Source organism: Pseudoalteromonas sp. GABNS16E (assembly GCF_028598715.1).
Lineage (GTDB): Bacteria > Pseudomonadota > Gammaproteobacteria > Enterobacterales > Alteromonadaceae > Pseudoalteromonas > Pseudoalteromonas atlantica.
On sequence record NZ_JAQREZ010000003.1, the window covers coordinates 95,060 to 120,344 of the forward strand.

A 25,285-nucleotide genomic window follows, 5' to 3' on the forward strand; every position below is an offset into this window, starting at 1 on the left:
TTTAGCCTTTCCCTGTTTTTTTCGTATCCATCCATCGCTGTCCTTGCACTGATATTCCTAAAAGGTGCGACAATTGTTGTTTCTCTTTATAGTCCACAGGGAAAAGGTAAATATGCTGAATTACCATTTCTTTCAAAATTCTAAGGCAGACTTGATTGTCTTTAAGTTGTTTAACGCAGCTAGAAATGTGTTCAATATTTATAGATTTATTGAACTGAAGTTCGATTGCTTGTCGTATCAAATGGAAAGCAGGTGTACCAACATTTTTTTCCATTTCTCTGTAAACTTCCAAAGCTTCTTTCGAGCCTACAGAAGATGCAATTTTCCTTGTGATACCATTTATTACGCCATAAGTAAGATGTAGGTACGCATTTTCTGCTTGTTTTTCAATCTCTCTATTTGTCAAATTTGGGTGTTCAGATAAGTGAGTTGATATCAACTTAACGATTTCTTTTTTCGCTGTATCAGAGATCTTAATAAAATATTCCAAAAACCTTAAACCAGCATTCGCTCCTGTTTTAGCTAATTCTTCCATTGCATCACGAGTAAGTGTTGCATGTCGATTGCGAATAATCTGTCCCGCAATCTCCATACCTTTAAAGGTTTTGTTGATATTGGCTAATATATCCAGCTCAACTTCATCTTTATCATCAGAATTTCGTTCCATTTGATCTAAACGTTCATTTTGCTTGTCACGTTCATTTTGAATTTCACGTTGTTCAATAATTAATTCAGGGATAGCCTTCATAAACTCAGACATAAATGAAAGCTGCTCCTTATCTAAAGTAGCTTCCTTTTGATCATCAAATAATGAAGTTAATATCGACTTTATTTCATTTAAAACCCACGAATCTTTTGTGTGGTGCGTAATAAAGATTAGAATATTTGCAAAGTCTTCTCTATGTAGTCTTTCTAATAAATCTTGAATTTTGGCTTGGGTTTCTTCGCTATCTCTATATGATTCGGCAATTTTTTTGCCAACAAAGAAGTAGTAAATATAAGGGTACTTAAAGCCAACATTAATACCGTTGCTTGATAAAATTGAGTGTCCAACAAGCTTTCTTAGTACTTTTTCTTTATCAACATGCAAATAGACTTCGCTGTAATTTTTAAAAAATTCTTCAATCTGATGAATGTTGAGATCGGAGCCATGTTGAAAAATTTCCCAAGCCAATTCCGTTAGTACATTGAGGTATTTATCAAAATCTTGTTTATCAATATTCGCTTTATCAAATGATTGGTAAATTAACTGCTGATAGCAATGACCATATGATGTTAAGTCTAAGTTAAGTTGCGCATTTGCTTCAAACATCTGCAATAGCATCAAGACGTATATTGGCTTTGGCGGGACAATATTTTTTTTGATGACAATATTAAGTCGAGCCTTAAGTTCATCACATTTAGCGTAAAGTTCACCTTCTTCAATGCTTTCTTCAACACCAAGAGAAATCCATTTTTGAACTAATTCCTCTCTTTTTTTGTTCCCAAGCCCCATCAATTCGATTCGGTCATGTTCATCGAGAGCGGGAATATCACCATAAATAAACGTATATGAACTATGACAAGTTATAAAAGTGTTGTCGGTTGTTTGATTTATCTCTTCAAGAAATTTGCTTTTGAATTTTTTATTTAGGCCAATTTCATCAATGTTATCGATGAGAACGACAGCTTTTTCATTTTTATTAAAGCTTTCAAACGTGAGATTTTCATATTGCTCGGTTAATGCCCTCGATATTTCTTGCTCAGCGGACGCTTTTTTTATGTTTAATGCATCAAGATAGACTGGAAGAAATGATAGTTTCAGTAACTCTTTGTATAGATATTTTAGAAGCGAAGTTTTACCTTGTTGCTCTTCGCCAGATATAATGTGATGACCAAGATTTTGTAATAAATGTTTTGCTGGCTTTATGTCTACTAAATCATTGGAGCTATCTAATTCAACATCTGGAACAACATAAATATCATCTAAACTTACTTGGTTAACTTTACGATGTGTGAGCACTATTTCGGTATCACTGAGCCAAGAACTCGCTTTATCAGTTAATTGCACTCCTTGTGCTTTAGCTTTTTTAATTGGGTGTAATTTAGGCTTAAACTCTTGGATGTGCTTTTTAACACCTCCAATAACATTCACCCAAGCTTCATCTTCGTTACCCCAAGATGCAATAGGTACAGCATCTTTTGGCAACCCTTGTATTTTCGAAAGCTCTGAATCAGTCCAATCAACAGCTCTAATAATTATAGGAATTAGTTGTGCTCTGCCTTCCTTATGCATTGAAAGTGCTTTTTGCACTTCAACGCCCATACAATAGTCAGAATTCATAAAAGAAGAGCTAATTAAAAATAAAATTATTTCTGACGAGGCTAAGTTTTCAGAAATCTCGTCACTCCAATCTTGACCGGGTACTATTTTTCTATCATTCCATTCACTTACAACATTCGCTCTAACTAACCCAGACATGTGCTCGACTAAACTGTCTTTAAATTGCTCATCTTTGTGTGCATAACTTATAAATACTTTTACTGCCATTATTCTTCCTTAAATTAATACTCGTTTTTTGCCAATTAACAATTGCTGCATCAAGGCTTTCTTTTCTTGTTTTAAGTCAGCAAGCTGTTGTTGCAATGCATCGATTTCACGATCAGCATTCAGTAATACTGCTGCGATCTTTTTCTGCTCCTGATATTCGGGAACATAAAAGTGCAGTCCTTCAAAAGCACTCTTGGAAAGCTCCAAGAACGTTGAGCCACTCGCTTTGCTAATTAGTTTATGCTTATAGAAATTTAAAAGGTAATACACAAACTCAATATTTGTATTCTCATTTGGAACGATGTTTTTAAAACCTTGGTTGGTGCTCATTTCATGACGTGCAATTGCCATTTCACCTATAGTTGCACGAGTACAAACAAGCAATGTGCCCTTAGGGAGAAGTTTTGCCGAACTGTTTTTAATACCGTCCATAGAGACTAGCCGAGCAGTTGACTCAATATAAATACTATCTTGCTTAGTAATATCGGTAGGTGTGACCCAATTAATATCACCATCCCAGTATTCAGGCTGTTTTGTACTTGGTGTGCCACCAGAAGAAATATCTCCTAATTCTGAAAGGCGTTTTTCTTCCCACTCACCCTCAAACGGTTTACCTGAATCATCAAGTAGGCGTTTACGTTGGGTATGAGCGCCTGTGAGCAGTTGTTGCATTAGAGCTTTTTTCTGCTGTTTGCTGTTGTCGATTAGACGCTCGGTGGTGCTAATTGCTTTATCCCAAGTGGATAAGATTTTGGCGATTTTGCGTTGTTCCGGAAGTGGGGGCGTTAGCACTTTATATGTATTGAAATAATCAGCAGTGACACGCCTATGACCTGCTGAGCCTTGCATATTATTTTCACCTCTGACTCTAAGTTCCTTAGTTCTGGTAAGGTAATATATAAATTCAGGGGATGTGTTTTCCTTAGCTCTCAACACATGAAATTCAGTGCTCCCAAAGCCTACACCGTTTGTTAGCCCAAGAACTAGCGCCCCTTTTCCATTTTCAAAACAGGGCGTGATCTTGGCAACCAATACATCACCATCCTTAAACGAGGTAAACCCCTTAGATACTTCTTCATACTCTCTCGGTAAATGAGAAATTAGCTGACCTTCTTCTGATAATTGGTTCATGGCAATAAAAGAAACTTTGCCATTTTCAGGCTTCTTTATCTTTTTAGGATTGATTTCGCATAAATTTCCTAAGCTTGTTAATGTCCATCCATTAGGCACCATAACCCAACTCCTTCAAGTAACCTTCCATCTCTACTTCGAGGGTTTGCAGTTCGTTTTTGAGTTGCATACGCTCAGTGCGTACTGCCACTAAATCAATCTCTGCTTCTTCTTCAAAGGTATCAACGTAGCGAGGGATGTTTAGGTTAAAGTCGTTTTCGGCAATTTCGTCAAAACTGGCTAAATATGAATACTTATCGGTGGTTTCACGCGCTTTGTAGGTGTCGATGATTTTTTGAATGTTGTCAGGTGTTAACTGGTTTTGGTTTTTACCTGATTTGAACTCACGGCTGGCATCAATAAATAACACGTTGTTGTCGGTTTTTTGCTTTTTGAAAATCAATATAGCCGCTGGAATGCCTGTACCGAAGAATAATTTTTCTGGCAGGCCAATAACGGTGTCTAGCAGGTTTTCTTCAATCAGTTGTTGGCGAATTTTGCCTTCGCTTGATGCGCGAAATAGCACCCCATGTGGCACTACAACCGCCATACGGCCAGTGTCTGGTTTAAGGGTTTCAATCATATGGCTAATAAACGCATAATCGCCTTTAGTTTTAGGCGGCACACCACGGCGGAAACGCCCGTAAGGGTCGCTGCTGGCATCATCATGCCCCCACTTATCGAGGCTGAACGGTGGGTTAGCTGTTACTACATCAAAGTGCAATAAGCCGTTGCCGTCTTTATCAAGTAGTAGTGGGTTACGAATGGTGTCGCCCCATTCAATGCGGTGGTTATCTTCACCATGTAGGAACATGTTCATTTTGGCGAGTGCCCATGTTGAACCAATCGCTTCTTGTCCAAATAAGGCGTATTTTTTTGAACCAGAGTTTTTACGCACCATAGCGCCACATTTTAATAGCAGTGAGCCACTGCCCGTACATGGGTCGCAGATTTGGTCGCCTTCAACGGGCTCTAAAACGGTGGCTAAAAGGGTTGAGACCTCAGGCGGGGTGTAGTATTCACCAGCGGTCGCGCCACTGCCTGCCGCAAAGTGTTTAATAAGGTATTCATAGGCGTTACCGATAATGTCTAGGCTACCCACACGCTCTGTGCTTAGGTTTAAAATGTCTTTACCAAAGTCTTCTAACAAGTGACGAAGTAAGTCGTTCTTTTGTTTTTCTTGGCCTAAGCGGTCAGTGTTAAAGCTGATATCTTGGAATACGTTTTTAAGCTTACTGCCGTTGGCTTCTTCTAGTGCGTGTAGGGCTTTATCAATACGCTCGCCGTTACCTGCTTCATAACGCTTTTCGTATAAATCCCAAAAGCTCGCGCCTTCGGGTAATACAAAACGTTGCTTAGACATCATAGCGTGAATTAGGTCTGGGTTGTCACCGTACTGAGTTACCAACTTGTTGTATTCGTCTTTGTATACATCAGAGATGTATTTTAAAAACAGCATAGTGAGGATGAAGTCTTTATAGGTATCGGCACTTATCACACCACGGAAGGTGTCGCAGGCGTTCCACACAGCTTTGTTAATATCGTCCTGATTGATTTGGATATTGGTCATATTTTTTAGTCCTTGTTATTAATTTGTTCAATCTGATTTGTATCAGTCAATGCTTTCAAGTGCATGAGCGACAATGGCTTTAAGCCGTATATTGCAATGTGTTATTGACTTGGCGCTATAGAAAAGTCGATTAAATCAACCAAGCTATTTTTATTTTTTAAATGTAATTGGTACTCACCACTAGTTAATGTTGCCTCATAAGTGCAATCAACATTCCACTGTCGGAGTAAATACTCTGCTAATGCTGCTCTGACTTTTAGTGTGAGTACGCCATCAATCATGCCATAATCCATTTCAATTGCTCTGCTATGAATGAGCTTTGGGTGGGGTACTAATTGCAATTCACATAAGGTATTCCATGCTGTGTCTCTATCTGCTAATTCATTATTTTTTGGTGTTTCTGTAATTAATTCGACGCGCTCAAATCGTGTGCAGACAAAGTCTCTAAACTCACCGCTTTTTCGATCGTAAGCGCGCACATGCCAGCGGTGCCCATTATTAACAATGGCATGAGGTACTAGCTCTCGTTGAGTTGTGCCACTGGTTAGCGACTCATACTGGCACTTAATTGCAGAGTGTGTATAGATTGCTCTTACGATAGCCGAAACAACGTTCGGCTTAGGGTGAACTAATCGAATTGCATCAAAACATACCTCAGAGCGTTCTTGTGGCACCGAGAAGCCATCACCAAAGCCTTTTGCTAATGTATTAAGCACAAATTCAGGGTTATGATTAAAAACGGCTCTGAAGCCCTCTGAGCGAATATAGCGCTTATTCTCGTGCATCAGCACCGCATTGCCTGGTGCTAATTCTTTATATAGCGCTAAGTCGCGCGTACACGACGCTAAACCAGTTTTAAATTTTTGGATAAGGTCGGCTCTTGCTATTTGACCAAAGAACTCAAGGCTAAAGTCAATAAAAGCAAGGCGCTCGCGTTGTGAATGGGTCAAATTTTCTAGCTTCATAGTCTAATAAAACCAAGTTTTAATCACAGTACATTAGCCGAAATAGAAAAAAGGAGCAATCAATATGATGAAATCATTTTGATTGCTTTTTTGTGCACCTCTTAAAAAACGACGGATAGCTTACAGTTAATCAAAATATTCAAGTTTGAATTAGGCTTATAACCTGGAAGCATATATGAATATCGAGTGTGAGCCAAAAGCCAAGAGAGAAACTTAAGGTCGCATTTGTGACATCAAATTTAATTAGGGCGAATTGGCTATAATTAAAATACTAAATGATACTATCAGTATAGATAAGTAACCTGAACTCCGGATAATAAATCCATCTCAAGCAGCTATTTTCAGCGCTAACTGCGTTGAATTTACTTGCAATAGGCTAGCTATTGACGCGTAATTTCGCCTTGTTTTCACTAAAAATCTCTAGCTTGAGAAAGTAAAAATAAATATCATTTTGATTCAATATGTTAGTAAATCTCTTAACCAGAGTTCAGGTTAAGTATCTTAATGCCAATAAAATTCATCACATTTACACAAAAACTTAAAGACACTTTAATGCGTGCGGATGAACTTTGGAATTAAGCCATTGAAGAACCATATGTAGCCTGTTCGAGGGAAATAAATCGTAAGAAGCTAGATAACCTGAACTCTGGATAATAAATCTATCTCAAGCAGCTATTTTCAGCGCTAACTGCGTTGAATTTACTTGCAATAGGCTAGCTATTGACGCGTAATTTCGCCTTGTTTTCACTGGAAATCTCTGGCTAGAGAAAAATAAACATAAATATCATTTTTTGATTCAATACGTTAGTAAATCTCTTAACCAGAGTTCAGGTTAGATAAGAAAAAGCAGATGGTTCACAACAATGATTCTCACTCAAATTCAAATGTGTGACTTATTTAATAAACGTATTTGCAAACGTATTTGAAAAGATGTCATGCGAGCTGGTGAAATTTTAACGAGAGCCAGAATTGTTCAGCATAAAATTGGCACCCCAGTGATGTTTGAAATCATCGCTCACACCCGCTAGTCATTGCTCGAATGGATTACTCTCGTAAATTAAAAATATAATGATTATTTATTTCCTTCACGCAAGCATTCGGTGCCGCATCTTGGCACCCGTGCTTATAACAGGTTGGTACATAAATGGGTAAGCTCGATTGGTCTTGATAATAGCCTGTATGGCATACACTCTAAGCGTAGAACCAAAGTGTCTATTCTTCTTTATAAGCGAGATAAAAATTTACGCGCCATACTGTTGTTGCTGGGTCATAAGAAAATTGAAAGTGCGGTTCGCTATCTGGGTATTGATGTGCAGGATGCGCTTGAATTTGCTGAAAATCTTGATATTTGAGTTTCACTTTTATAGTTAAAATACTACACTATAATGCATACTAAGCTATTGAATTATAATATTCTGTACAAATAAGAAACACTTATGCGTAAAAACCTGCCAGTTACTGATCGAGAGAAAAAATTTGGAAGTACAACTAAACTCATTTCAGTGACTGATACTAAAGGAACTATTCTTGAGTGTAATGATGCCTTTGTTGAAGTCAGTGGCTTTGAAAAGCACGAGTTGATTGGCCAGCCTCATAATATGGTCAGGCACCCTGATATGCCGCCAGAGGCGTACAAAAAAATGTGGCACTATTTGAAAGCGGGAAAGCCTTGGATGGGCCTGGTCAAAAACCGCTGTAAAAATGGCGACTATTATTGGGTGGATGCGTATGTGACGCCTGTAACACAGAACGGCAGAATAATAGGCTATGAATCAGTTCGCTCCTGCCCCTCAAGTCAGGACGTGGAGCGGGCGTCTAAACTTTATAGTGATATCAATGCAGGAAAAAGTAGTCGCTCTACTTTACCCATATCGCTTGAGAATGCTTTCTTGGTATTATCGATAGCCCTGTGTGTTGGGTTATTGGGTTTTGGTTTCAAAGAACTTTCTGAGGATGTACTACTAGCCTCAGTAATTATTTTTGCTATTTGGGTATCATTAAGCAGAAAGAAAACTCTTAATGCGCTGAATGATATGCTTGGTCATTCATTTTCAGATGAACTGGCAGTAAAAAGTTATACCGATGAAACTGATGATTTAGGCAAGCTTAAAGTTGCAATTTTAAGTCAGCTAGCGCATTTAGGAACAGTGATTACCCGCATCGAAAGTGCCGCTCTTGTTGTTGCCAAGGAGTCGGAGAAAGGCGCAGAATTAACAGATAAAACCAGAAAAGACATTGAAAGTCAGCAAGCAGAAACCATTCAGGTGGCTACTGCTATGAATGAAATGTCGACTACTATTGCCGAAGTATCTAAGCATGTCAGTGATACCGCTACGCAGGCAGACACTGCTAACAACCTTGCAGTAAAAGGCACTAATGTGGCGAATATTACCCGCGACTCTATTCAAAAGCTAAAACATACAGTAGAGCAAATTGGTAGTTCTGTGCGCGGTGTGTCAGAACAAACTTCACATATCGCCAGTGCCGCGCAAATAATTGAACAGATTGCAGATCAAACTAACTTACTTGCCTTAAATGCTGCTATTGAGGCTGCTCGTGCAGGTGAGCAAGGGCGAGGCTTTGCAGTGGTTGCAGATGAGGTAAGAAATCTTGCCCTGCGAACTCAAGAATCCACTAAAGAAATCTATGGTATCGTCACCGAATTAACGCAACGTGCAGGTGATGCTGTGAACGTCGCTGATGCTGGCGCGACTGATGCAGAAGATGGTCTTTCTCATGTCATTGAGAGTGGTAAAATGTTAAGTGGCATTTGCGAGTCTGTTGGTCAAATTGCATATATGTCTATTCAAATGGCTGCCGCAGTTGAAGAGCAAGCTCATGTTGCTGAGGATATAAACCGGCAGATAGTGAACATTTCAACGCTTGCCGATATGAGCTCTGAAAGCTCGATGAAATTATCAGAAACCATTATTTATCTTAATAAAATAGCTGATGAACTACATGAGCTGGTTGTTCGGTTTAAACGATAAATTCATAAATACGGTCATAGTGTTTAAGAATATCTTTCTAAAACACTATTGGTAATTTACGACTGAGTAAAACACTACTGGAGAGACTTTTGAGTGCACCTGATTATCCTGCTGATGAAGCCGTTCGTTTACTCGCGTTAAAACGCACAGCATTACTGGACTCGCCTGCTGAAGAGCGCTTTGATCGTATCACTCGACTGGCGGCTTTAATTTTTAATGTCCAAACGTGCTTAATTTCGCTAGTCGATGTTGACAGGCAGTGGTTTAAATCTAAGGTAGGGCTCGATGCTTGTCAGACTGACCGTGAAATTTCTTTTTGCGGACATGCAATACTACACTCGGATATTTTTATCGTTACTGACGCAACAAAAGATGACCGTTTCTCTGCTAACCCGCTTGTGACAGAGAAGCCGCATATACGTTTTTATGCAGGAGCGCCAGTTTGCGACCCAAGTGGGCAACCTATTGGCACATTATGCCTTATAGATCCACAGCCTCGTGACTTGACGATAATCGAAAAACGAGTATTACGTGAGTTAGCTGACATGGTTGAGTATGAGATTGCAAGACTAGATCAGGAAACGCTCCAACAAAAACTGTCAGCTGGCATGACAAGAACGGCATCAATAATGGCAACGTTGCCAGATATGGTTTTTGTCATTGACCGAAACTTTCGTTTTTCAATGTGTAACGAACATCCTGATCTACCCAAGCCTCAACATGAAATCTTAGGGCAGAAAATCCTTGATGTATTATCTAATGAATTAGGTCATCAACTGATGGATAATGTTAAGCAGGCTTTTGATAATGGCAATGTCATTCATCACAACTACACCTTTAAAAAATTGAATAAATCCTTTGAGGCGCGATATAAGAAAATTGATGAAAATGAAGTTCTGATTATTATTCGCAATACTACTGAGCAAACCGCTGCCCATTCTGCCATCAGACGTCTTTCGGAAGTTGCCAGGCAAACAACGAATGGCGTAGTGATAACGGATATACGTGGTTTTGTTGTCTGGATAAATGAGGCGTTTAATAACATCACTGGTTATAGCATCGAAGATATGCTGGGTAAAAAGCCAGGTGAACTATTGCAGGGAGCCGACACTGACCCCGAAATTGTTGACGAAATGAGAGAGGCCCTGTCTTTACAGCAGAGTTTCAATGTTGACGTACTCAATTACTCAAAAGAGCAGAAACCATATTGGGCGAGAATAGCTTGTAATCCGCTGCTCAATGAAGAAGGCGAGCTTAGTGGCTATATTGCAATCCAGACCGATATCACGAGAGAGAAGCGGGATGAAGAGCTCATTCACAATAGTGAGAACTTACTTAAGGCGGTGATTGATGCCAATACTATTGGCACATGGCGTCTTAATTTACAAAATGGCGAGTTAGTTACTAATGACAAATGGGCGTCATTGTTGGGCTACGAATTTTCTGAACTACTGCCAACTACCAGAGAAACCTGGGAACGACTGACCCATCCTGATGATTTAGCCTATTGTGCTGAACAAATCGAAAAACATGCAGCCGGTCTTATTCCGATATACGAAGCCAATATTCGAATGAAACATAAAAATGGCGAATGGGTATGGATAAACACCAGGGGGCGAGTGTCTGCAAGGACAAATGATGGTAACGCTGAGTGGATGCTGGGTACGCACTTCGATATTAATGACCAAATACAGGCCGAAAGCTCACTCAACGAAAAATCAAAACAGATGGAAGCTGTTGTCGAGAGCTTACTTGATGGCATTATTACCATTGATAGCAAGGGTAAGGTACTTACATTTAATCAAGCTGCAAATGAAATTTTTGGTTATTCTGATGAAGAAATTATAGGCAGAAATATCAGTATGCTTATGGGCTCACCGCATCGTGAACATCACGATATCTACTTATCAAATTATATTAACCGTGGTATCAGCGACATTACCGATCGTATTCGTGAACTTGATGCATTGCACAAAAATGGTACAACATTTCCTATTGAGCTGGGTGTTGTTGAAGTAAAAATGGCTGGTGAAACTAATTTCATTGGAATCGTGCGGGACATCACTCAGCGTAAAAAGCGTGAGCAAGAAATACATCAGTTAGCATTTTATGACCCACTCACATTACTACCAAATCGACGGTTGTTATTAGACCGATTACAGGGGGCAATGACACATTGTTCACGCGCCAACAATTTTGCGGCTTTAATGTTTCTTGATTTAGATAACTTCAAAAATCTTAACGACAGTGCTGGTCACAATAAAGGCGATTTATTGTTATGCCGAGTCGCTGAACGATTGGTTAGTTCAGTTAGGCAGGGTGATACGGTGTCACGGTTAGGGGGGGATGAGTTTGTTGTCGTAGTATCAGACTTAAGTAATGATAAAGAAACAGCTGCTAATCAGGCTGAATCACTTGCGCAAAAAATCATGGCTCACTTAGCGCAGGAATATGACTTAGAGGGTTTAACTTGCAATAGCTCCGCAAGCATCGGGGTAACACTGTTTAATAGCACAAGCGTCCCAACAGAGGACCTATTAAAACAAGCCGACATGGCAATGTATAAGGCTAAAGAGGCTGGTCGCAATACCGTGCAATTTTTTGATCCCAAGATGCAGGTTGCAGTTAGCTCAAAAGCGACCTTGATCCACGACTTGTATAACGCAATACAGCAAAGACAATTTACTCTTTTCTATCAAAAGCAGATTGACCAGCATGGGCGGGTTGTTGGTGTCGAAGCGCTGTTACGCTGGTTTCATCCAGAAAAAGGGATGATTTCACCGGCACAATTTATCCCTCTAACAGAAGAAACAGGCCTTATTGTGCCTATTGGGGATTGGATATTACAACAGGCGTGTGAGACTTTAGCCAATTGGGCTAAACAACCTGTTACGAAAAATCTAAGCGTTGCGGTTAATATTAGCGTGGTTCAATTTAGCAAAGATAACTTTGTTCAGAAAGTGATCAACTCATTGAGAAGTTCAGGCGCTAATCCTCAACTGCTAAAGTTAGAAATAACAGAGTCACTCTTGGCTAATAATATTCCAGATGTTAAAGCTAAGATGCGAGAATTGCAGCAATGCGGTGTTACGTTTTCTATTGATGATTTTGGTACTGGTTATTCATCTTTATCATATTTGAAACAGTTGCCTATAAACCAGTTAAAAATAGATCAGAGTTTTGTCCGGGACATCATTAACAGTATCAATGACAAGGCGATTGCTCAGGCTGTTATAACATTAGCTAGCTCCATGGGTCTGCAAGTCATCGCTGAGGGCGTCGAGACAGAGGATCAGCGAGCATTGTTACATAGAATGGGCTGCAATACTTATCAGGGATACCTTTTTGGAAAGCCATGCAGACTTGAAGAGCTAAAATTATAAGTGTGGTACATGAGTGCAATTATGTGGCAATGATTAGCGTTTTATGTCCCAGTTTTTATGATTAATATAAGAAAGTAATTATTAACGTATGCTTTTTGAGCAGTGCCGGCCTTTGGTGCATATGACCTGAAAGCCTGTTTTTCGCTCAAAGCCATCTTTAGAGTAATTAAGTTAACTTATTGTGGGGCATAAATGAGTTGCGGGAATGTCCGCTTTATAGAATTGAGCTGATAGCACATGATTACAGTAAGTGTCTCTTGATCGCTCTTAGCTGCCTATAAGATAAAGTCCTAGTTTATTCATCGAAACTTTTAGGCCAAATATGAGCGACTAAATATTGAAGTCGAAATTTAACTCCGCTGAACATTGTTTAAAGTATTACTTTATTCATTATTTATAAAAATATGTAATAATAGCCATAGCTTAATTTTTAAAGCTGTGGCCTCGCAGGGAGGCCAGCTCCCACTGGCGAGCCAAATAGTTTACCCTGAATTATCAATTTAAGTTTTTCCAATAAGTATACTCGATATAAAGTGCGTGGGCTTTGTGTTGAAGTATTTCTATTGGTGAAATAATGTCGCTATCAAACGACGAACTTCTTTCGAACATTAAACGTCAAGCAAAACGTCTCTCTAAAAATACTAATGTTCCATTAAGACAAGCTCAATCTCATTTAGCTATGTGTGTCTACCAATGTGATGATTGGGTTCACTTACGAGATTCGCTAAATTCAGACCTATTTGATAACCAATTATTGCTGCTGGCTTCGCTTCAGCCAAATTCTGATATTTTCTTATACAAATTACTTGATGCCCATATGAACAATATTGTGCATAACCTTCACAATACATTGAACACCAACTATGTGGATGGAAAAATAGAAGATATTATAATTAAAGCTTTTGGTATTTAACCTTCTGATTTCATGAGAAAAATAAAATAACATTTGTATAAATTAAAATATAGAAAAAATGGCTCTTCGATTAGAAAAGTTAGTGACTATAAACATAACACGAACTCAACTTATTTCACTTTTATACAAACTCTTTGGGCTTGATGACGAATCAAAGTATATTATTAAAGTTGATGAGTTAAAATTATGCTGGGAGCCATATTTTAATACACAGACAAATAACCACTTTGTTTTATTTTCAGATATTCAAGTGAATAACACCCCATTTAGATTGATTGCCACCAAATTTAAATTAGATGAGTTGTCAGCTTATTCTTTGAGTAATAAGGCAAAAACTAAAGTTAATCGAGCCGAGTACACATCTTGTAAAAATACAGAATGTCATCTCGACTGGCTCTTAAACTGTACGGATTTTTTAACAGATATAGGTAACAATAATCCAGATTTACTACCCATTCCATTTCAAATTGAGGGTGAAGAATATACTGTATTCGGCTTTCCGCTCTGTCCTACTATTTCAATTAAAAGTGTTGTAGCTTCGCCTGAAGTGAACTTCTTGGTAAAAAATACAAATGAAAAACAGAGATTTATCATTAATTTTGGATTGCAAAAGCTAACTTTAGAGTATTTAGTGGTAGATGATGAACATGTTAGATTCCCTCAGTTCTATCACGAAATTAAAAAGAATCTGTTAAGTCATAAAGATGCTTGCGACTACCCTATAGCTTTGGAGCCAGCCTCATGTTTTTTTTGGGTTAGGCCATTCGCTTGTGTTGATTTTATTGAGAATGCATTGTGAGCACTCAAATATATACTTAAGAATATTTTCTGATACAAAAAATAATGCTACTAGATATGCATGGCAGGACACTTAGCTTTTGAGTTAGATTAAACCCACTTTGTCCGCTATAGTGAGTAGAGCCCTCTTTAAAAAATAAAAAACCACTACTAAAAGCAGTGGCTATTATGGCAATATTTTAAATGATTTGAATTGAACTTTGACTTCTACATATTCTTTTCAGTGAATTCAGCCAAGCTACTGCGCTCTACTTCATCAAATATGAGCACCGAGCCTTTTTCATAATTCCTATAAACATTAACAGCCGCACTTGCACCAGAAGAAGCTGCTGTTACAAATTTATCATCTATTTGCGCTAGATTACCAAGTACAATCGTTCGACAATTTTTCCCACCGCGGCTAAGCATTCCTTTAATTTGAGCACGGGTCATATTTTGTGCTTCATCAACAATTAAAACAGCATCATCAATTGACCGACCTCGAAAATAAGCCATAGAGGTAAACTCTATATTGGCACGCTCTATGATATGCTCAACAGTTGCACTGATATTACCTTCATTATTATCACCTGAATGCATTGATATAAGTGCATCTGTGATACCTGCTAATAACGGCATTGATTTCTCGGTTAAATCACCGGGTAAAAAGCCGGGATCGTCGTCCATGAAGTCCCGAGACCTAACAACTACTATTTTCTTATATTTTTTCAACTCTAATACTTGATGTAGCGCTGCCGCAACGGCTAAAAAAGTTTTCCCAGAGCCTGCTGGGCCAAGTATGATATTTAAGTCATAATAAGGGTCTGTTAATTGGCTTAAAGCCACCGCCTGTCTCTGGTTTTTAGGCAAAATACCCCATACTTTTTCGTGCTTACGAGGCAATAGCTTTGTGTATACTTCAGTATCTGTCACCTCTGAAATTCGCCCAATGTGTCCAGCTTCATCGTACCAATACATGTTTGGCTGAACTTCATCGTTAAATAAGCTTACTGGGAATGTATAAACTTCTCCTGAAACCTTGAAGTCTTTGTCTGTTTTAATTCGATCAAAAAGATCTCCTTCAAAGGCTTGTACCCCTGTGTATAAAAGATCAATATCTGATATTTGATTATCTACGGCAACATCCTCAGCCCTAACTCCAACTGTTCGAGCTTTCAACCGCATATTAATATCACGACTAACAATTGTTACATTTTTATCGAGTTCTTTTTGAAGATATAAAGCATAATTAATTATTCTGTTATCAGCGTCACTTCCTATCCCGTGCTTTAACTCCCTAGCCATATCCAATTGAGTGTCAATTCCGATGAAAAGCTTTCCTCTCTGGGCTGTTTCGGTAGATGGTAAAGGAATACCTACTTCCATTTCCTCGGCTGTATGTCCATTTATGATGTCTTCCAACATTCTTATACACATCCGTGCATCTGCACTTACAGATTTATTAGTTCTCTCTTTAAGATTGTCCAATTCTTCCAACACGGTTAAACAAATGTATACATCATCACGATAGGAAAGAAGCGATTTAGGATCATGGACCAATGCTGATGTATCAAGTACACGAGGATTTCGATTATCAATAGAGCTTTTCATTACGCAGCCTCCAAAATAGTTAAATTGTTGCTAGACTTTGTGTAGTACTCTTCTCGTAAATTTCGAATATTTAGTAAAAGTTTGCAATTATGGGACTGCTTAGAGTAGTTAAAGAAATCAATTTTTTTGAAAATTCTTTTTACTTTTGCTATAGGCCATGAAAAACAATGAGGTAAAAACTTTAAATTATTTTCAATTCGGGGTTGTAAAATTACCACTGCATTTTGAATACTACGCCCACGCATAAAGTTCACCGACTTAAACTGTACATTGGCTTTTTCCATTATGTAATTGCGACTCGAAATTGGGTTCTCGTCTCCTTTGTGTAGTACCTCTAAGGTGTCGGTAATTGCAGCTAACCACGGCGCCATTTTTTCTTCTTCGGTACCGGGTAAAAAACCAATAGACTCAGCTATTTCGGGGGTATTACGCGTTACAATGACCTTGTCGTAAATACCGCGCTCAATCACCATTTCAAGCGCACTGGCCAGTGCTAGTAATGTTTTACCGCACCCAGCTGCGCCGGTTAAAATAACCAGCTCAATACTAGGGTCAAGCAAAGCGTCGAGTGCCATACCTTGGTAAATATTTTTAGGTTTTACGCCCCACGCTTGCTGGTGCATTAAACGCTCAACACTAATATCTTTTAATTTAATACGCTCGTTATCGTAAGATTTGACCCGCGCAGCAAAGTGCTCGCTGCCATCAAGTATGTACTCATTGCAAAACACATCTGGAATTAAGTTTTTAGCCACATAATGAAATGTATCACGGCCGTGCTGCTGTGTTTCGCATTGCCCTACGTGCTGCCAAAAATCACCCTCTATTTTTTTATAGCCGCTAGTTAATAAAGCAATATCATCAATTAGTTGGTCGGTACGGTAATCTTCAACATATTTAAGGCCTGCACCTTTTGCTTTAAGGCGCATGTTTATATCTTTTGTCACCAATACAATTTTTGAATCGCTGTGCTGTTTTTGTAAATACACGGCGCAGTTAATAATGCGGTGGTCGTTTTCATCCCCCGGTAAACCCGAAATAGAATCTGCAAAAAGATGGTCATTAACAATAATGAGCGTGCCGGTGGAATTGGCATTTGCCTTTTTATTACTAGGCAGTGCAACACCTTGCAACATTTGCTCAGGAGTTGCGTCTTTTAGTACCTCATCTAAGCCGCGAATAGCCACTCGTGCATCACGGCTTACGTCGTGTTTTCTATCTTTAATGTGGTCCAGCTCTTCTAAAACAGTCATGGGAATGACAACGTTATGTTCTTGGAAAGACAAATAAGCGAGGGGTTCGTGGAGTAATACATTGGTGTCTAGCACATACATTTTACTTTCAAGGTTCGAAGCTTTTTCCATAGCACTTTCCTTACGTTTTATGATTTTTATGCTATACCAAAATAACTAAGTAAAACGGGCCTAAATTCAAACCTGCAATACTTAATTGCTAAGGCATAATCTAAGTTTAGTCTATTTGTCATAAAAGTCCGTTTTATTACAAACACGATATAGTTTTTATTTACCTAAAAAAGAGCCATTTGTTAGCACTGTTAATGGGATTAATTCGCACTTATAAAATTAATTAAAAGTGAGTCAAATAGCGCCTTGCAGTGGTGTTATGTAACAGGTAACATAGCCGCCTTTTTCTTCATAGACGAGACATACATGAATTTTTCCTTAGGTCAGCGTTGGATCAGTGATACAGAGTCAGATTTAGGATTAGGCACCGTAGTTGCCATTGAAGGCCGCCAGGTCAGCATTTTATTTCCTGCCAGTGGTGAAAACCGTGTTTATTCTAGTGCAGAAGCACCGGTTACCCGTGTGGCATTTAATCCAGGTGATGTGATCAAAAGCGTTGAAGAATGGGAATTAGAAGTAGAGTCTATTGAAGTGCAAGGTGAACTACTTTGCTACGTAGGTACTCGCGTTGATACCGGCGAAGAAACAAAGCTAAAAGAAACCTTTTTAGATCATTTTATTAAGTTTAATAAACCGCAAGATCGTTTATTTGCAGGCCAAGTAGATCGCTTTGATCGCTACACCTTACGTTACCAAACATGGCAACACCAATTTGAGCGCCAGCAATCGCCTATTAAAGGCTTAATTGGCCAGCGCGCTAACCTTATTCCGCATCAGCTTTATATTGCACAAGAAGTAGGTAAACGTTTTGCCCCACGGGTACTGCTCTCAGATGAAGTAGGCCTTGGTAAAACCATCGAAGCCGGCATGATTTTACACCAACAAATCATTAGTGGCCGTGCTAGCCGTGTACTCATTGTGGTGCCAGAAAACCTGCAACATCAATGGTTAGTAGAAATGCTACGCCGCTTTAATTTACGTTTTTCTATTTTTGATGAAGAGCGCTGCGACGAAGCCTTTGCAGACTCGCCAAACGTATTTGATACCGAGCAGCTAGTGCTTACCAGCCTTGAGTTTTTAACCAAGAAAAAACGCTGGTTTGAACAAGCAACACTTGCTGATTGGGATTTATTAGTTGTTGATGAAGCTCACCACCTAAGCATTAACAATGGTAAGCCGAGCACCGAATATCAGCGCATGGCTGAGCTTAGCCAAGATATTCCGGGTCTTATTCTATTAACAGCAACGCCTGATCAACTTGGTCACCGTAGCCACTTTGCCCGCTTGCAATTGCTCGACCCAGATAGATTTTACGACTACGATGTATTCAAAGAAGAAGAAGCTAATTACAAAGACGTTGCCGAAGCGGCAAATCAGCTACTGCAAGCGCAAGCCCTTGATGATACAGCCAAAGCCACACTTATTGAGCTATTAAAAGAAACCGATATTACTGATGTGCTTGAACAAGCTCAGCAAGGTGATTTACCGGCGCGTAAAGAAATACTTAACATGCTGCTTGATCGCCACGGCACAGGTCGTATTTTGTTTAGAAACAGTCGCAGCGGAATTGATGGCTACCCTAGCCGTAAATTACATGCTTACCCAATGGCACTGCCAAAGCAATATAAAACAGCAATGTCAGTACTTGGCAGCATGAGCGGTATACAAAGTGCAGAGCTAAGCGCACAACGCGCGCTGTTTCCAGAAAAAATATTTCAAGAGTTTGAAGGTGAAAGTGCAAGCTGGGGCGCATTTGATCCGCGTGTAGATTGGTTAATCGAAACACTTAAAACCCTAAAGCACGAAAAAGTACTGCTTATTTGTGCCAAAGCCGAAACCGCTATTAGCCTTGAGCAAATTTTGCGTGAGCGTGAAGCAATAAAAGCATCTGTGTTCCACGAGGGCATGTCGATTATAGAGCGCGACCGCGCAGCAGCCTTTTTTGCCGATGAATACGACAACGCACAAATACTGCTGTGTTCAGAGATTGGCTCAGAAGGACGTAACTTCCAGTTTTCGCATCACTTAGTGTTATTTGATTTACCACTAAACCCTGACTTACTTGAACAACGTATCGGCCGATTAGACCGTATTGGGCAAACAAAAGATGTTAATATTCATGTGCCGTATTTTGAAAATACAGCGCAAGAAGTATTACTGCGTTGGTACAACGAAGGCCTTGATGCATTTGAAAGCACATCAACCACTGGCCAGCTATTGTATAAAGAATTTAGTGAAGACCTACTTGATTACATTGCTGCCCATAATTGTGATGAAGAAGAGCTCGACCCTCTACTTGAGCAAGTAGCCAAACAAAATGCCGTGCTACGCAAACAAATGGAAAGTGGCCGTGACCGTTTATTAGAGCTGCATTCATCTGGCCAAGGCGCTGCCGATTCATTGGTTGAAGAAATTGAAGCACTTGATAACCAATTTGAGTTACCAAGTTACATGATCAACGTATTCGACACCTTTGGAGTAAGCCAAGAAGACAAAGGCGAAAACACCATTATTTTAAAGCCAACAGAGCATATGCTAAGTGCATCGTTCCCAAGCTTAAAAGAAGATGGCATGACGGTTACATTTGACCGCGATACCGCCCTTTCGCAAGAAGACGTGCATTTTATTAGCTGGGATCATCCTATGGTGCAAGGCACGATGGACATGATTTGTGATGATGACTTTGGTAGTGCCTCTGTAGCTTTGCTTAAAAACAAAAAATTACCACCAGGTACCTTTTTTGTTGAGCTGATATTTGTAGCCGAAGCTATGGCACCAAAAGCCCTGCAAGTAGGTCGCTTTTTACCGCCAACGCCTATTCGCATATTACTTGATAAAGCCAGTAATAACCTCGGCGAAAACGTGGCATTTGATAGCTTTAACCAACAGCTTTCAGCCGTTGGGCGTCAAACTGCAAGTAAATTAGCAGGCGCTTTACAAGGTGCGGTTCACCCAATGATCAACACCGCAAAAGAGATGGCTCAGCAACAGCTTGAGGTTATTCGCAGTGCGTCACTTGAAAAAATGCAAAGCACCTTAGGTGAAGAACAAGCTCGCCTTGAAGCGCTTAAGCAAATTAACCCTAATATTCGCCAAGAAGAAATTACCTTCTTCGATAAGCAGCGCAGCGAGCTGACAACGCATATAGAAAAAGCCCAGTTAAAACTTGATGCGATACGCTTAATCGTAGTTTCACACTAAAGGGTTTTTGAGCGTTTAGTTTATAGCTATCAGCCGTTAGTTAGATCAATATTTAACTAAACTACACTTCAAAAAGCACGGTTTACAGGCCGTGCTTTTTACATTCACCTCTACAATTACTCACCAGTATCTTGGCCACCTAATATAGCCATTATCTCAATACCTATTTCTGTAACTCTGTAATAAATGCTGTCTGAGCCACAAACGGCACGCCGATTGTTCACTAAAACCGCTTTTTTCTGAGTTAGCAAGCTTACCATTTATCGCTTCTGCTCTTCTTGCACGGCGAATTAAATCATTCACCGATTCACTTTTATTTGTGTAATCCCCCACGTTTTCAACGTAATTACGAAGCCATAAATCATTCTGTTCAGTAAGTGAAATACTTTGCCTTGCCATAATGTGTTCCTATGACTTTAAGCTGGTGCAGTTTTACTCCAGCCTGAAAAATACGCAATTAAACTTTTATCTTTTCCTTGAGCCTTTGCTCTCGCTCCCCTAAAATAGCGCCCTGCAAAATTACTGAGGTCGGCCGTGTTAGTTAATTACAATCCCCCAATGAGTCCGTATTTAACAATACTGCACCAAGATGACGACTTGCTCATCGTTAATAAACCCAGCGAACTTTTAACCGTCCCAGGTAAAGATCCAAAACATGCCGATAGCTTAATTAATCGCGTTAACCGTGTTTTTCCTACAGCTAAAATAGTGCACCGCCTAGATATGGCAACCTCGGGCATACTTTGCCTTGCTATGAATAAGGCAGCTCATAGGCATTTAAGTATGCAGTTTCAAGAACGTGAAACTGCAAAACGCTATATTGCACGTGTTTACGGCCAACTTGAGCAAGATACCGGATCGGTTGATTTGCCACTTATCTGTGATTGGCCTAATCGCCCTAAGCAAATGGTTGATTATGAAAACGGTAAGCCCTCGCTAACCCACTTTAAAATACTTACACGAGAAGAGGGCGCAACACGTGTAGAGCTCACGCCAATTACGGGGCGCTCGCACCAATTACGCGTGCACATGCTAAGCCTTGGCCACCCAATACTGGGCGATAGACTTTATGCCCATAAAGAGGCCCTAGCCGCGGCACCACGTTTACAACTACATGCGCAAATGTTGCAACTAAAACACCCCGTGACCGAGCAAGTACTGACCTTTGAGGTAGAGCCCGACTTTTAATAGGTAAAGCCCACAAAGTTAGTACTAAACTTTTACCTTAGCGCGCCGATACTTAGTTATTACTCACGTTTTGGGCTTACTATGATATCTGCGCAGCTAATCAAAAAAACGCTACAAAGTGTATGTTGTTGCTCTGCGTTATGCTTAAGCGCATACGCCAGTGCTGCAGAGCATATAGCCCCACCTTCTTTATCAAGTATCGAAAATAGCGATATAAAACGTCTACTACCCAATGATGAAGTTAAACCCATACTTGCTGGTGATACAGAATTTTTAAGTTTGTATAGCGAATACATGAGCCGCGATTTTAGAGGTATTGTATTACTCATCCCCGATTGGAATTCTACCCCCACTAGCAATGCTGGCATGAGTTACCTGCGAAAAGAGCTTACTAATTTAGGTTACACAACCTATGCCATGACAGTACCCGATATAGATTGGCAAGCAAGTAACATGGCTTCACAAGCAGATACCCAATCAAGCACGCAATCAAGTACGCAAGCGCAAAATGAAGAGCCAACAAAAACGGCGCAAAGTAACAGCGACGGTGCTGTTACAACGGCTCAAGAGCCACACTTTGTTAATGCCATTGATTTGGTGAGTAACGAGGTACTAAGTCATTATAAAACTAATTTAATAATGCGTTATGAGGCGCTCTATCAAAACGCGATGAGCGAGCCAAATAATATTGTCGTCATAGCACAAGGTACCAGTGCGGGGGTACTCCTAGAATACTATGCAGATTTTCCAGACTCGCGAATAGATGCGTTTATAAGCTTAAGTAGTTATTTACCTAATACACAGCGCAATAAAGGTTTAGCGCAAACCACATCGCTGGTGACCCCCGCCTTGCTTGATATTTACTATGCAAATGACAATACCGATATACTTATGAGCCTTAAAAACCGCCAGCGCTGGGTAAATCGAAATGCTAAATTTGATTACCGCCAGCGCCAACTCTTTGGCCTGCGCCATGCGCCAGAGCAGCATGCACGGTTAACTAAAGTGATAGACGGTTTTTTACGCCGCCTTTTTTAAATACTCGTAAGCCGCTTGAATATCTTGGCTTTTTTTAACTGCTACTTCCATCATGTGTTTAGGCAGCCCTTGAGATACTAATTTATCAGGGTGATGCTGCGCCATTAATTTACGATACGCTACTTTAATATCTCGTTGCGTCGCGTCACTACTTAACCCTAATAAAGCCAAGGCCTGTGAGCGGTTCATGCTGTTATTAGGGGGCACATGATGACCAGAGCCTTCACGGTAACTGCTACTTTGACCTTGCTGCTGTTGTCTATACTGTTGCTGCTGCTGTCTAAAACTAAATTCAGCTTGGTAACGCTTAAGAATAAAAGCAAAATGAGTTTTAGAAATACCTAATTGCTTACTTACCTCTTGTAACAGCTGTTTTTCTTGCTCTGCGAGCACGCCATCAGAAAACGCCATTTGAATTTGAATTTCTAAAAACAGTTGCAGTAAGTCGTAACGTTTTGCAAAGCGTTCTTTAAAGTCGTGTACTGTTTCTTTAATCGAAAAGTCGCTGTCTTTACCTGATTGAAATGCATGCTGAGCTTCGCGGCGCTCATCGCCCTTTAGCCCCATTTCATCCATAAACATACTTGCCGCTTTTATATGCACCTCGCTTACGCGACCGTTCGACTTTGCAATATGCCCCATAACCGCAAAGCAGCTCGAAAAAAACAACGCTTGGCGCTCGTTTACATCATCACCTTTAAACAAACCTGAAAAGCCGCCGGCTTTATCAAAATCGTTTTTTAAGCTTTTATCAAATAAATGGCCGAGGTATAAACCTAAAATGGCACCAAAAATTTTGCCAAACATAAAGCCAAAACAAAAACCGAGTATTTTTCCCCACATCTAATTAACTGCCTCTATTAAAGTATGTTTTGTATGCGCTCGTTGAGCTGCGCGAGTCGCTGTGGTGTGCCGATATCGTCCCACTGACCAATATAAAGCTCAGTTGAGATAACTTGTTGGGCGAGCTTTTCTCGCAATATTGGCCCAAGCGGGCGTATGCCAGGCTCTAAACCTTTAAAAAAATTAGCGTGGTAACGGCTAATTCCCGAAAATGTATACTTTTGACTCTCAGCCGATAAGTGACTTAACGCAAAATCCCCTTTTTCGTTATGCGGTGGATTTTCTACTAACACTATGTGGGCCTCGCCGTCTTGCAGGTGCAATTGTGTAAGCGCATTCACATCGTAATCTGTGTATACATCGCCATTAATTACAATAAATTGCTCACCTAGTAATGGCAGCGCCTGAATAATTCCGCCTGCGGTTTCAAGGCCGCCCTCAGCCTCTTGGCTATATACAATGCGCACACCAAACTCAGCACCATTTTTAAAATAGCTTTTTATTTTATCCCCTTGCCAAGCTAGGTTTATAACAATGTTAGTAATGCCAGCGGCTTTAAGGTTATTAATATGGTGCTCAATCAGCGGTTTACCCGCCACTTTTAGCATAGGTTTAGGCATAGCTTGTGTAAGCGGCATCATTCGCTGGCCGCGCCCGGCTGCTAAAATCATGGCTTTCATGTGCGCTCCTTAGCTAATTTTAGTGTTACCTGCGGTATTACAGCGCTACTTACCCACTCACTTAAGGCTGCAAGCTCTGGATAGGTTTTAGCAACATCAACAATGTAATCCAACGTCGGTAAAATATTATCAAGGTAGCCGGTTTTACCATCGCGTAAATAGAGCCGGCAAAATATTCCCGCTGCCTTTAAATGGCGCTGAATACCCGTTAAATCAAACCACTGTTTAAACTGCTCAAAAGAAGTATCTGTTATTAATTTTTGCGCTGTAAATTCTTCATAGCCGTACTCAAGCAGCTGATTAAGCTGTGCTTGTGGCAACTTAAAGTAGCAATCACGTAGCAGCGACACTAAGTCATAACACAGCGGCCCGCGCACGGCATCTTGGTAATCTATAATTGCCCACTGCTCATTGCTATACATAATATTACGGCTGTGATAATCACGATGAACCGTGACCGTAGGCTGCGCTAGCATAGCGTTCGTTAATAGCTCACAGCTTTGCTGCCAAAGCGTTTGTTGCTCAGTACTCAATTTTAAGCCAATAAAATCAGTAACCAGCCATTGGCTAAAAATATTCAGCTCAAGATGAATAAATTCTTTATTATAATTTTGCATAGCTGCTGATTCAGGGGTTTTGGCCCAGCTTGCCGCTAAACGGATTAATTGCTTGTAATATTCATCTCTATTTGGCTCATCGAGCTTATCGGCTAAGTGTGTATTTCCTAAGTCACTTAACACAAAAAAGCCTTGTTCTTCATCGCTTGCAATTATTTCAGGCAATAAAAAGCCGTTGTCGGTGAATACTTTATTAAGAGAGATATACGGAGCGTTATTTACTTTTTGTGGGTCGGAGTCCATCACAATAAACGCTTTTCCGGCACAGCTTAAACGGTAATAACGGCGAAAGCTGGCATCCCCAGTAATGGCTACTAAGGAGTGTAGTTTAGCATCAAAGTACGTATTTATAAATAGTTGTAAATTATCAAAGCGTGTCATTATATAAGATGTCTATTTTTATAGGTCAATTACTGTATTTGCCATTGTTTTCCTTTATTATGTC

General features: G+C 39.9%; 17 protein-coding genes and 1 pseudogene. 8 read left to right on the forward strand and 10 right to left on the reverse strand.

Annotated elements, in window-relative coordinates:
• Position 1: 1 nt before the first annotated feature.
• The 4 genes from PSI06_RS02410 to PSI06_RS02425 all read right to left on the reverse strand — a co-directional run bounded on the left by PSI06_RS02410 (position 2) and on the right by PSI06_RS02425 (position 6,220).
• Entirely contained in the window at positions 2-2,530 is a 2,529-nt protein-coding gene (locus PSI06_RS02410; RefSeq protein ID WP_273602721.1) for a toll/interleukin-1 receptor domain-containing protein, read from the reverse strand.
• Positions 2,531-2,539: 9 nt separating this feature from the next.
• Positions 2,540-3,763, reverse strand: coding sequence for a restriction endonuclease subunit S (locus PSI06_RS02415; RefSeq protein WP_273602722.1), 1,224 nt, complete (start codon positions 3,761-3,763; stop codon positions 2,540-2,542).
• On the reverse strand, positions 3,753-5,270 hold the full coding sequence (locus PSI06_RS02420) for a type I restriction-modification system subunit M (protein ID WP_273602723.1): 1,518 nt from the start codon (positions 5,268-5,270) through the stop codon (positions 3,753-3,755). The genes PSI06_RS02415 and PSI06_RS02420 overlap by 11 nt, the downstream gene beginning before the upstream one ends.
• Before the next feature lie 101 nt (positions 5,271-5,371).
• On the reverse strand, positions 5,372-6,220 hold the full coding sequence (locus tag PSI06_RS02425; protein WP_337943619.1) for a WYL domain-containing protein: 849 nt from the start codon (positions 6,218-6,220) through the stop codon (positions 5,372-5,374).
• A 1,091-nt stretch (positions 6,221-7,311) separates the two neighbouring features.
• Between PSI06_RS02425 and PSI06_RS21465 the strand changes: the two are divergent.
• The 5 genes and pseudogenes from PSI06_RS21465 to PSI06_RS02450 form a co-directional block, all read left to right on the forward strand.
• Positions 7,312-7,587: pseudogene (locus PSI06_RS21465) on the forward strand (integrase); the annotation flags it as partial.
• Positions 7,588-7,671: 84 nt separating this feature from the next.
• Positions 7,672-9,225 (forward strand): methyl-accepting chemotaxis protein, encoded by a 1,554-nt coding sequence (locus PSI06_RS02435; protein ID WP_273602726.1) that lies wholly within the window; start codon positions 7,672-7,674, stop codon positions 9,223-9,225.
• Between the two features lie 89 nt (positions 9,226-9,314).
• On the forward strand, positions 9,315-12,608 hold the full coding sequence (locus tag PSI06_RS02440) for a bifunctional diguanylate cyclase/phosphodiesterase (RefSeq protein WP_273602727.1): 3,294 nt from the start codon (positions 9,315-9,317) through the stop codon (positions 12,606-12,608).
• Between the two features lie 574 nt (positions 12,609-13,182).
• The gene (locus tag PSI06_RS02445; protein WP_273602728.1) at positions 13,183-13,521 is read left to right on the forward strand and encodes a hypothetical protein; all 339 of its coding nucleotides are present in this window, start codon (positions 13,183-13,185) and stop codon (positions 13,519-13,521) included.
• 82 nt (positions 13,522-13,603) lie between these two features.
• Complete coding sequence (locus PSI06_RS02450) at positions 13,604-14,320, forward strand: hypothetical protein (protein WP_273604975.1); 717 nt, start codon at positions 13,604-13,606, stop codon at positions 14,318-14,320.
• A 206-nt stretch (positions 14,321-14,526) separates the two neighbouring features.
• On the opposite strand, the gene PSI06_RS02455 is transcribed toward PSI06_RS02450, so the two are convergent.
• Both PSI06_RS02455 and PSI06_RS02460 read right to left on the reverse strand, forming a co-directional pair.
• Positions 14,527-15,909 (reverse strand): PhoH family protein, encoded by a 1,383-nt coding sequence (locus PSI06_RS02455; RefSeq protein WP_273602730.1) that lies wholly within the window; start codon positions 15,907-15,909, stop codon positions 14,527-14,529.
• Positions 15,909-17,273: a PhoH family protein gene (locus PSI06_RS02460; protein WP_273602731.1), complete on the reverse strand. Its 1,365-nt coding sequence runs from the start codon at positions 17,271-17,273 to the stop codon at positions 15,909-15,911. Before PSI06_RS02460 ends, PSI06_RS02455 begins: the two co-directional genes overlap by 1 nt.
• A gap of 306 nt (positions 17,274-17,579) precedes the next feature.
• On the opposite strand from PSI06_RS02460, the gene rapA reads away from it, so the two are divergent.
• Positions 17,580-20,474, forward strand: coding sequence for an RNA polymerase-associated protein RapA (gene rapA, locus PSI06_RS02465; protein ID WP_273602732.1), 2,895 nt, complete (start codon positions 17,580-17,582; stop codon positions 20,472-20,474).
• 156 nt (positions 20,475-20,630) lie between these two features.
• Here rapA and PSI06_RS02470 read toward each other — a convergent pair whose 3' ends face one another.
• Positions 20,631-20,873, reverse strand: coding sequence for a ribbon-helix-helix domain-containing protein (locus tag PSI06_RS02470; protein ID WP_273602733.1), 243 nt, complete (start codon positions 20,871-20,873; stop codon positions 20,631-20,633).
• Positions 20,874-21,008: 135 nt separating this feature from the next.
• On the opposite strand from PSI06_RS02470, the gene rluA reads away from it, so the two are divergent.
• Positions 21,009-21,662 carry a bifunctional tRNA pseudouridine(32) synthase/23S rRNA pseudouridine(746) synthase RluA gene (rluA, locus tag PSI06_RS02475; RefSeq protein WP_273602734.1) on the forward strand — a complete coding sequence of 218 codons (654 nt, stop codon included), beginning with the start codon at positions 21,009-21,011 and terminating at the stop codon, positions 21,660-21,662.
• A gap of 81 nt (positions 21,663-21,743) precedes the next feature.
• The gene (locus PSI06_RS02480; RefSeq protein ID WP_273602735.1) at positions 21,744-22,700 is read left to right on the forward strand and encodes a DUF3530 family protein; all 957 of its coding nucleotides are present in this window, start codon (positions 21,744-21,746) and stop codon (positions 22,698-22,700) included.
• Here the strand turns inward: PSI06_RS02480 and djlA are convergent.
• Genes djlA through PSI06_RS02495 form a run of 3 tightly spaced genes read right to left on the reverse strand, consistent with a single transcriptional unit; the run spans position 22,683 to position 25,221 of the window.
• The gene (djlA, locus tag PSI06_RS02485) at positions 22,683-23,543 is read right to left on the reverse strand and encodes a co-chaperone DjlA (protein WP_029773301.1); all 861 of its coding nucleotides are present in this window, start codon (positions 23,541-23,543) and stop codon (positions 22,683-22,685) included. The two genes, PSI06_RS02480 and djlA, sit on opposite strands and share 18 nt — an antisense overlap.
• A gap of 17 nt (positions 23,544-23,560) precedes the next feature.
• Positions 23,561-24,223 carry an N-acetylmuramate alpha-1-phosphate uridylyltransferase MurU gene (gene murU / locus PSI06_RS02490; RefSeq protein WP_273602736.1) on the reverse strand — a complete coding sequence of 221 codons (663 nt, stop codon included), beginning with the start codon at positions 24,221-24,223 and terminating at the stop codon, positions 23,561-23,563.
• Positions 24,220-25,221 carry an aminoglycoside phosphotransferase family protein gene (locus PSI06_RS02495; protein WP_029773299.1) on the reverse strand — a complete coding sequence of 334 codons (1,002 nt, stop codon included), beginning with the start codon at positions 25,219-25,221 and terminating at the stop codon, positions 24,220-24,222. Before PSI06_RS02495 ends, murU begins: the two co-directional genes overlap by 4 nt.
• Positions 25,222-25,285: the final 64 nt, after the last annotated feature.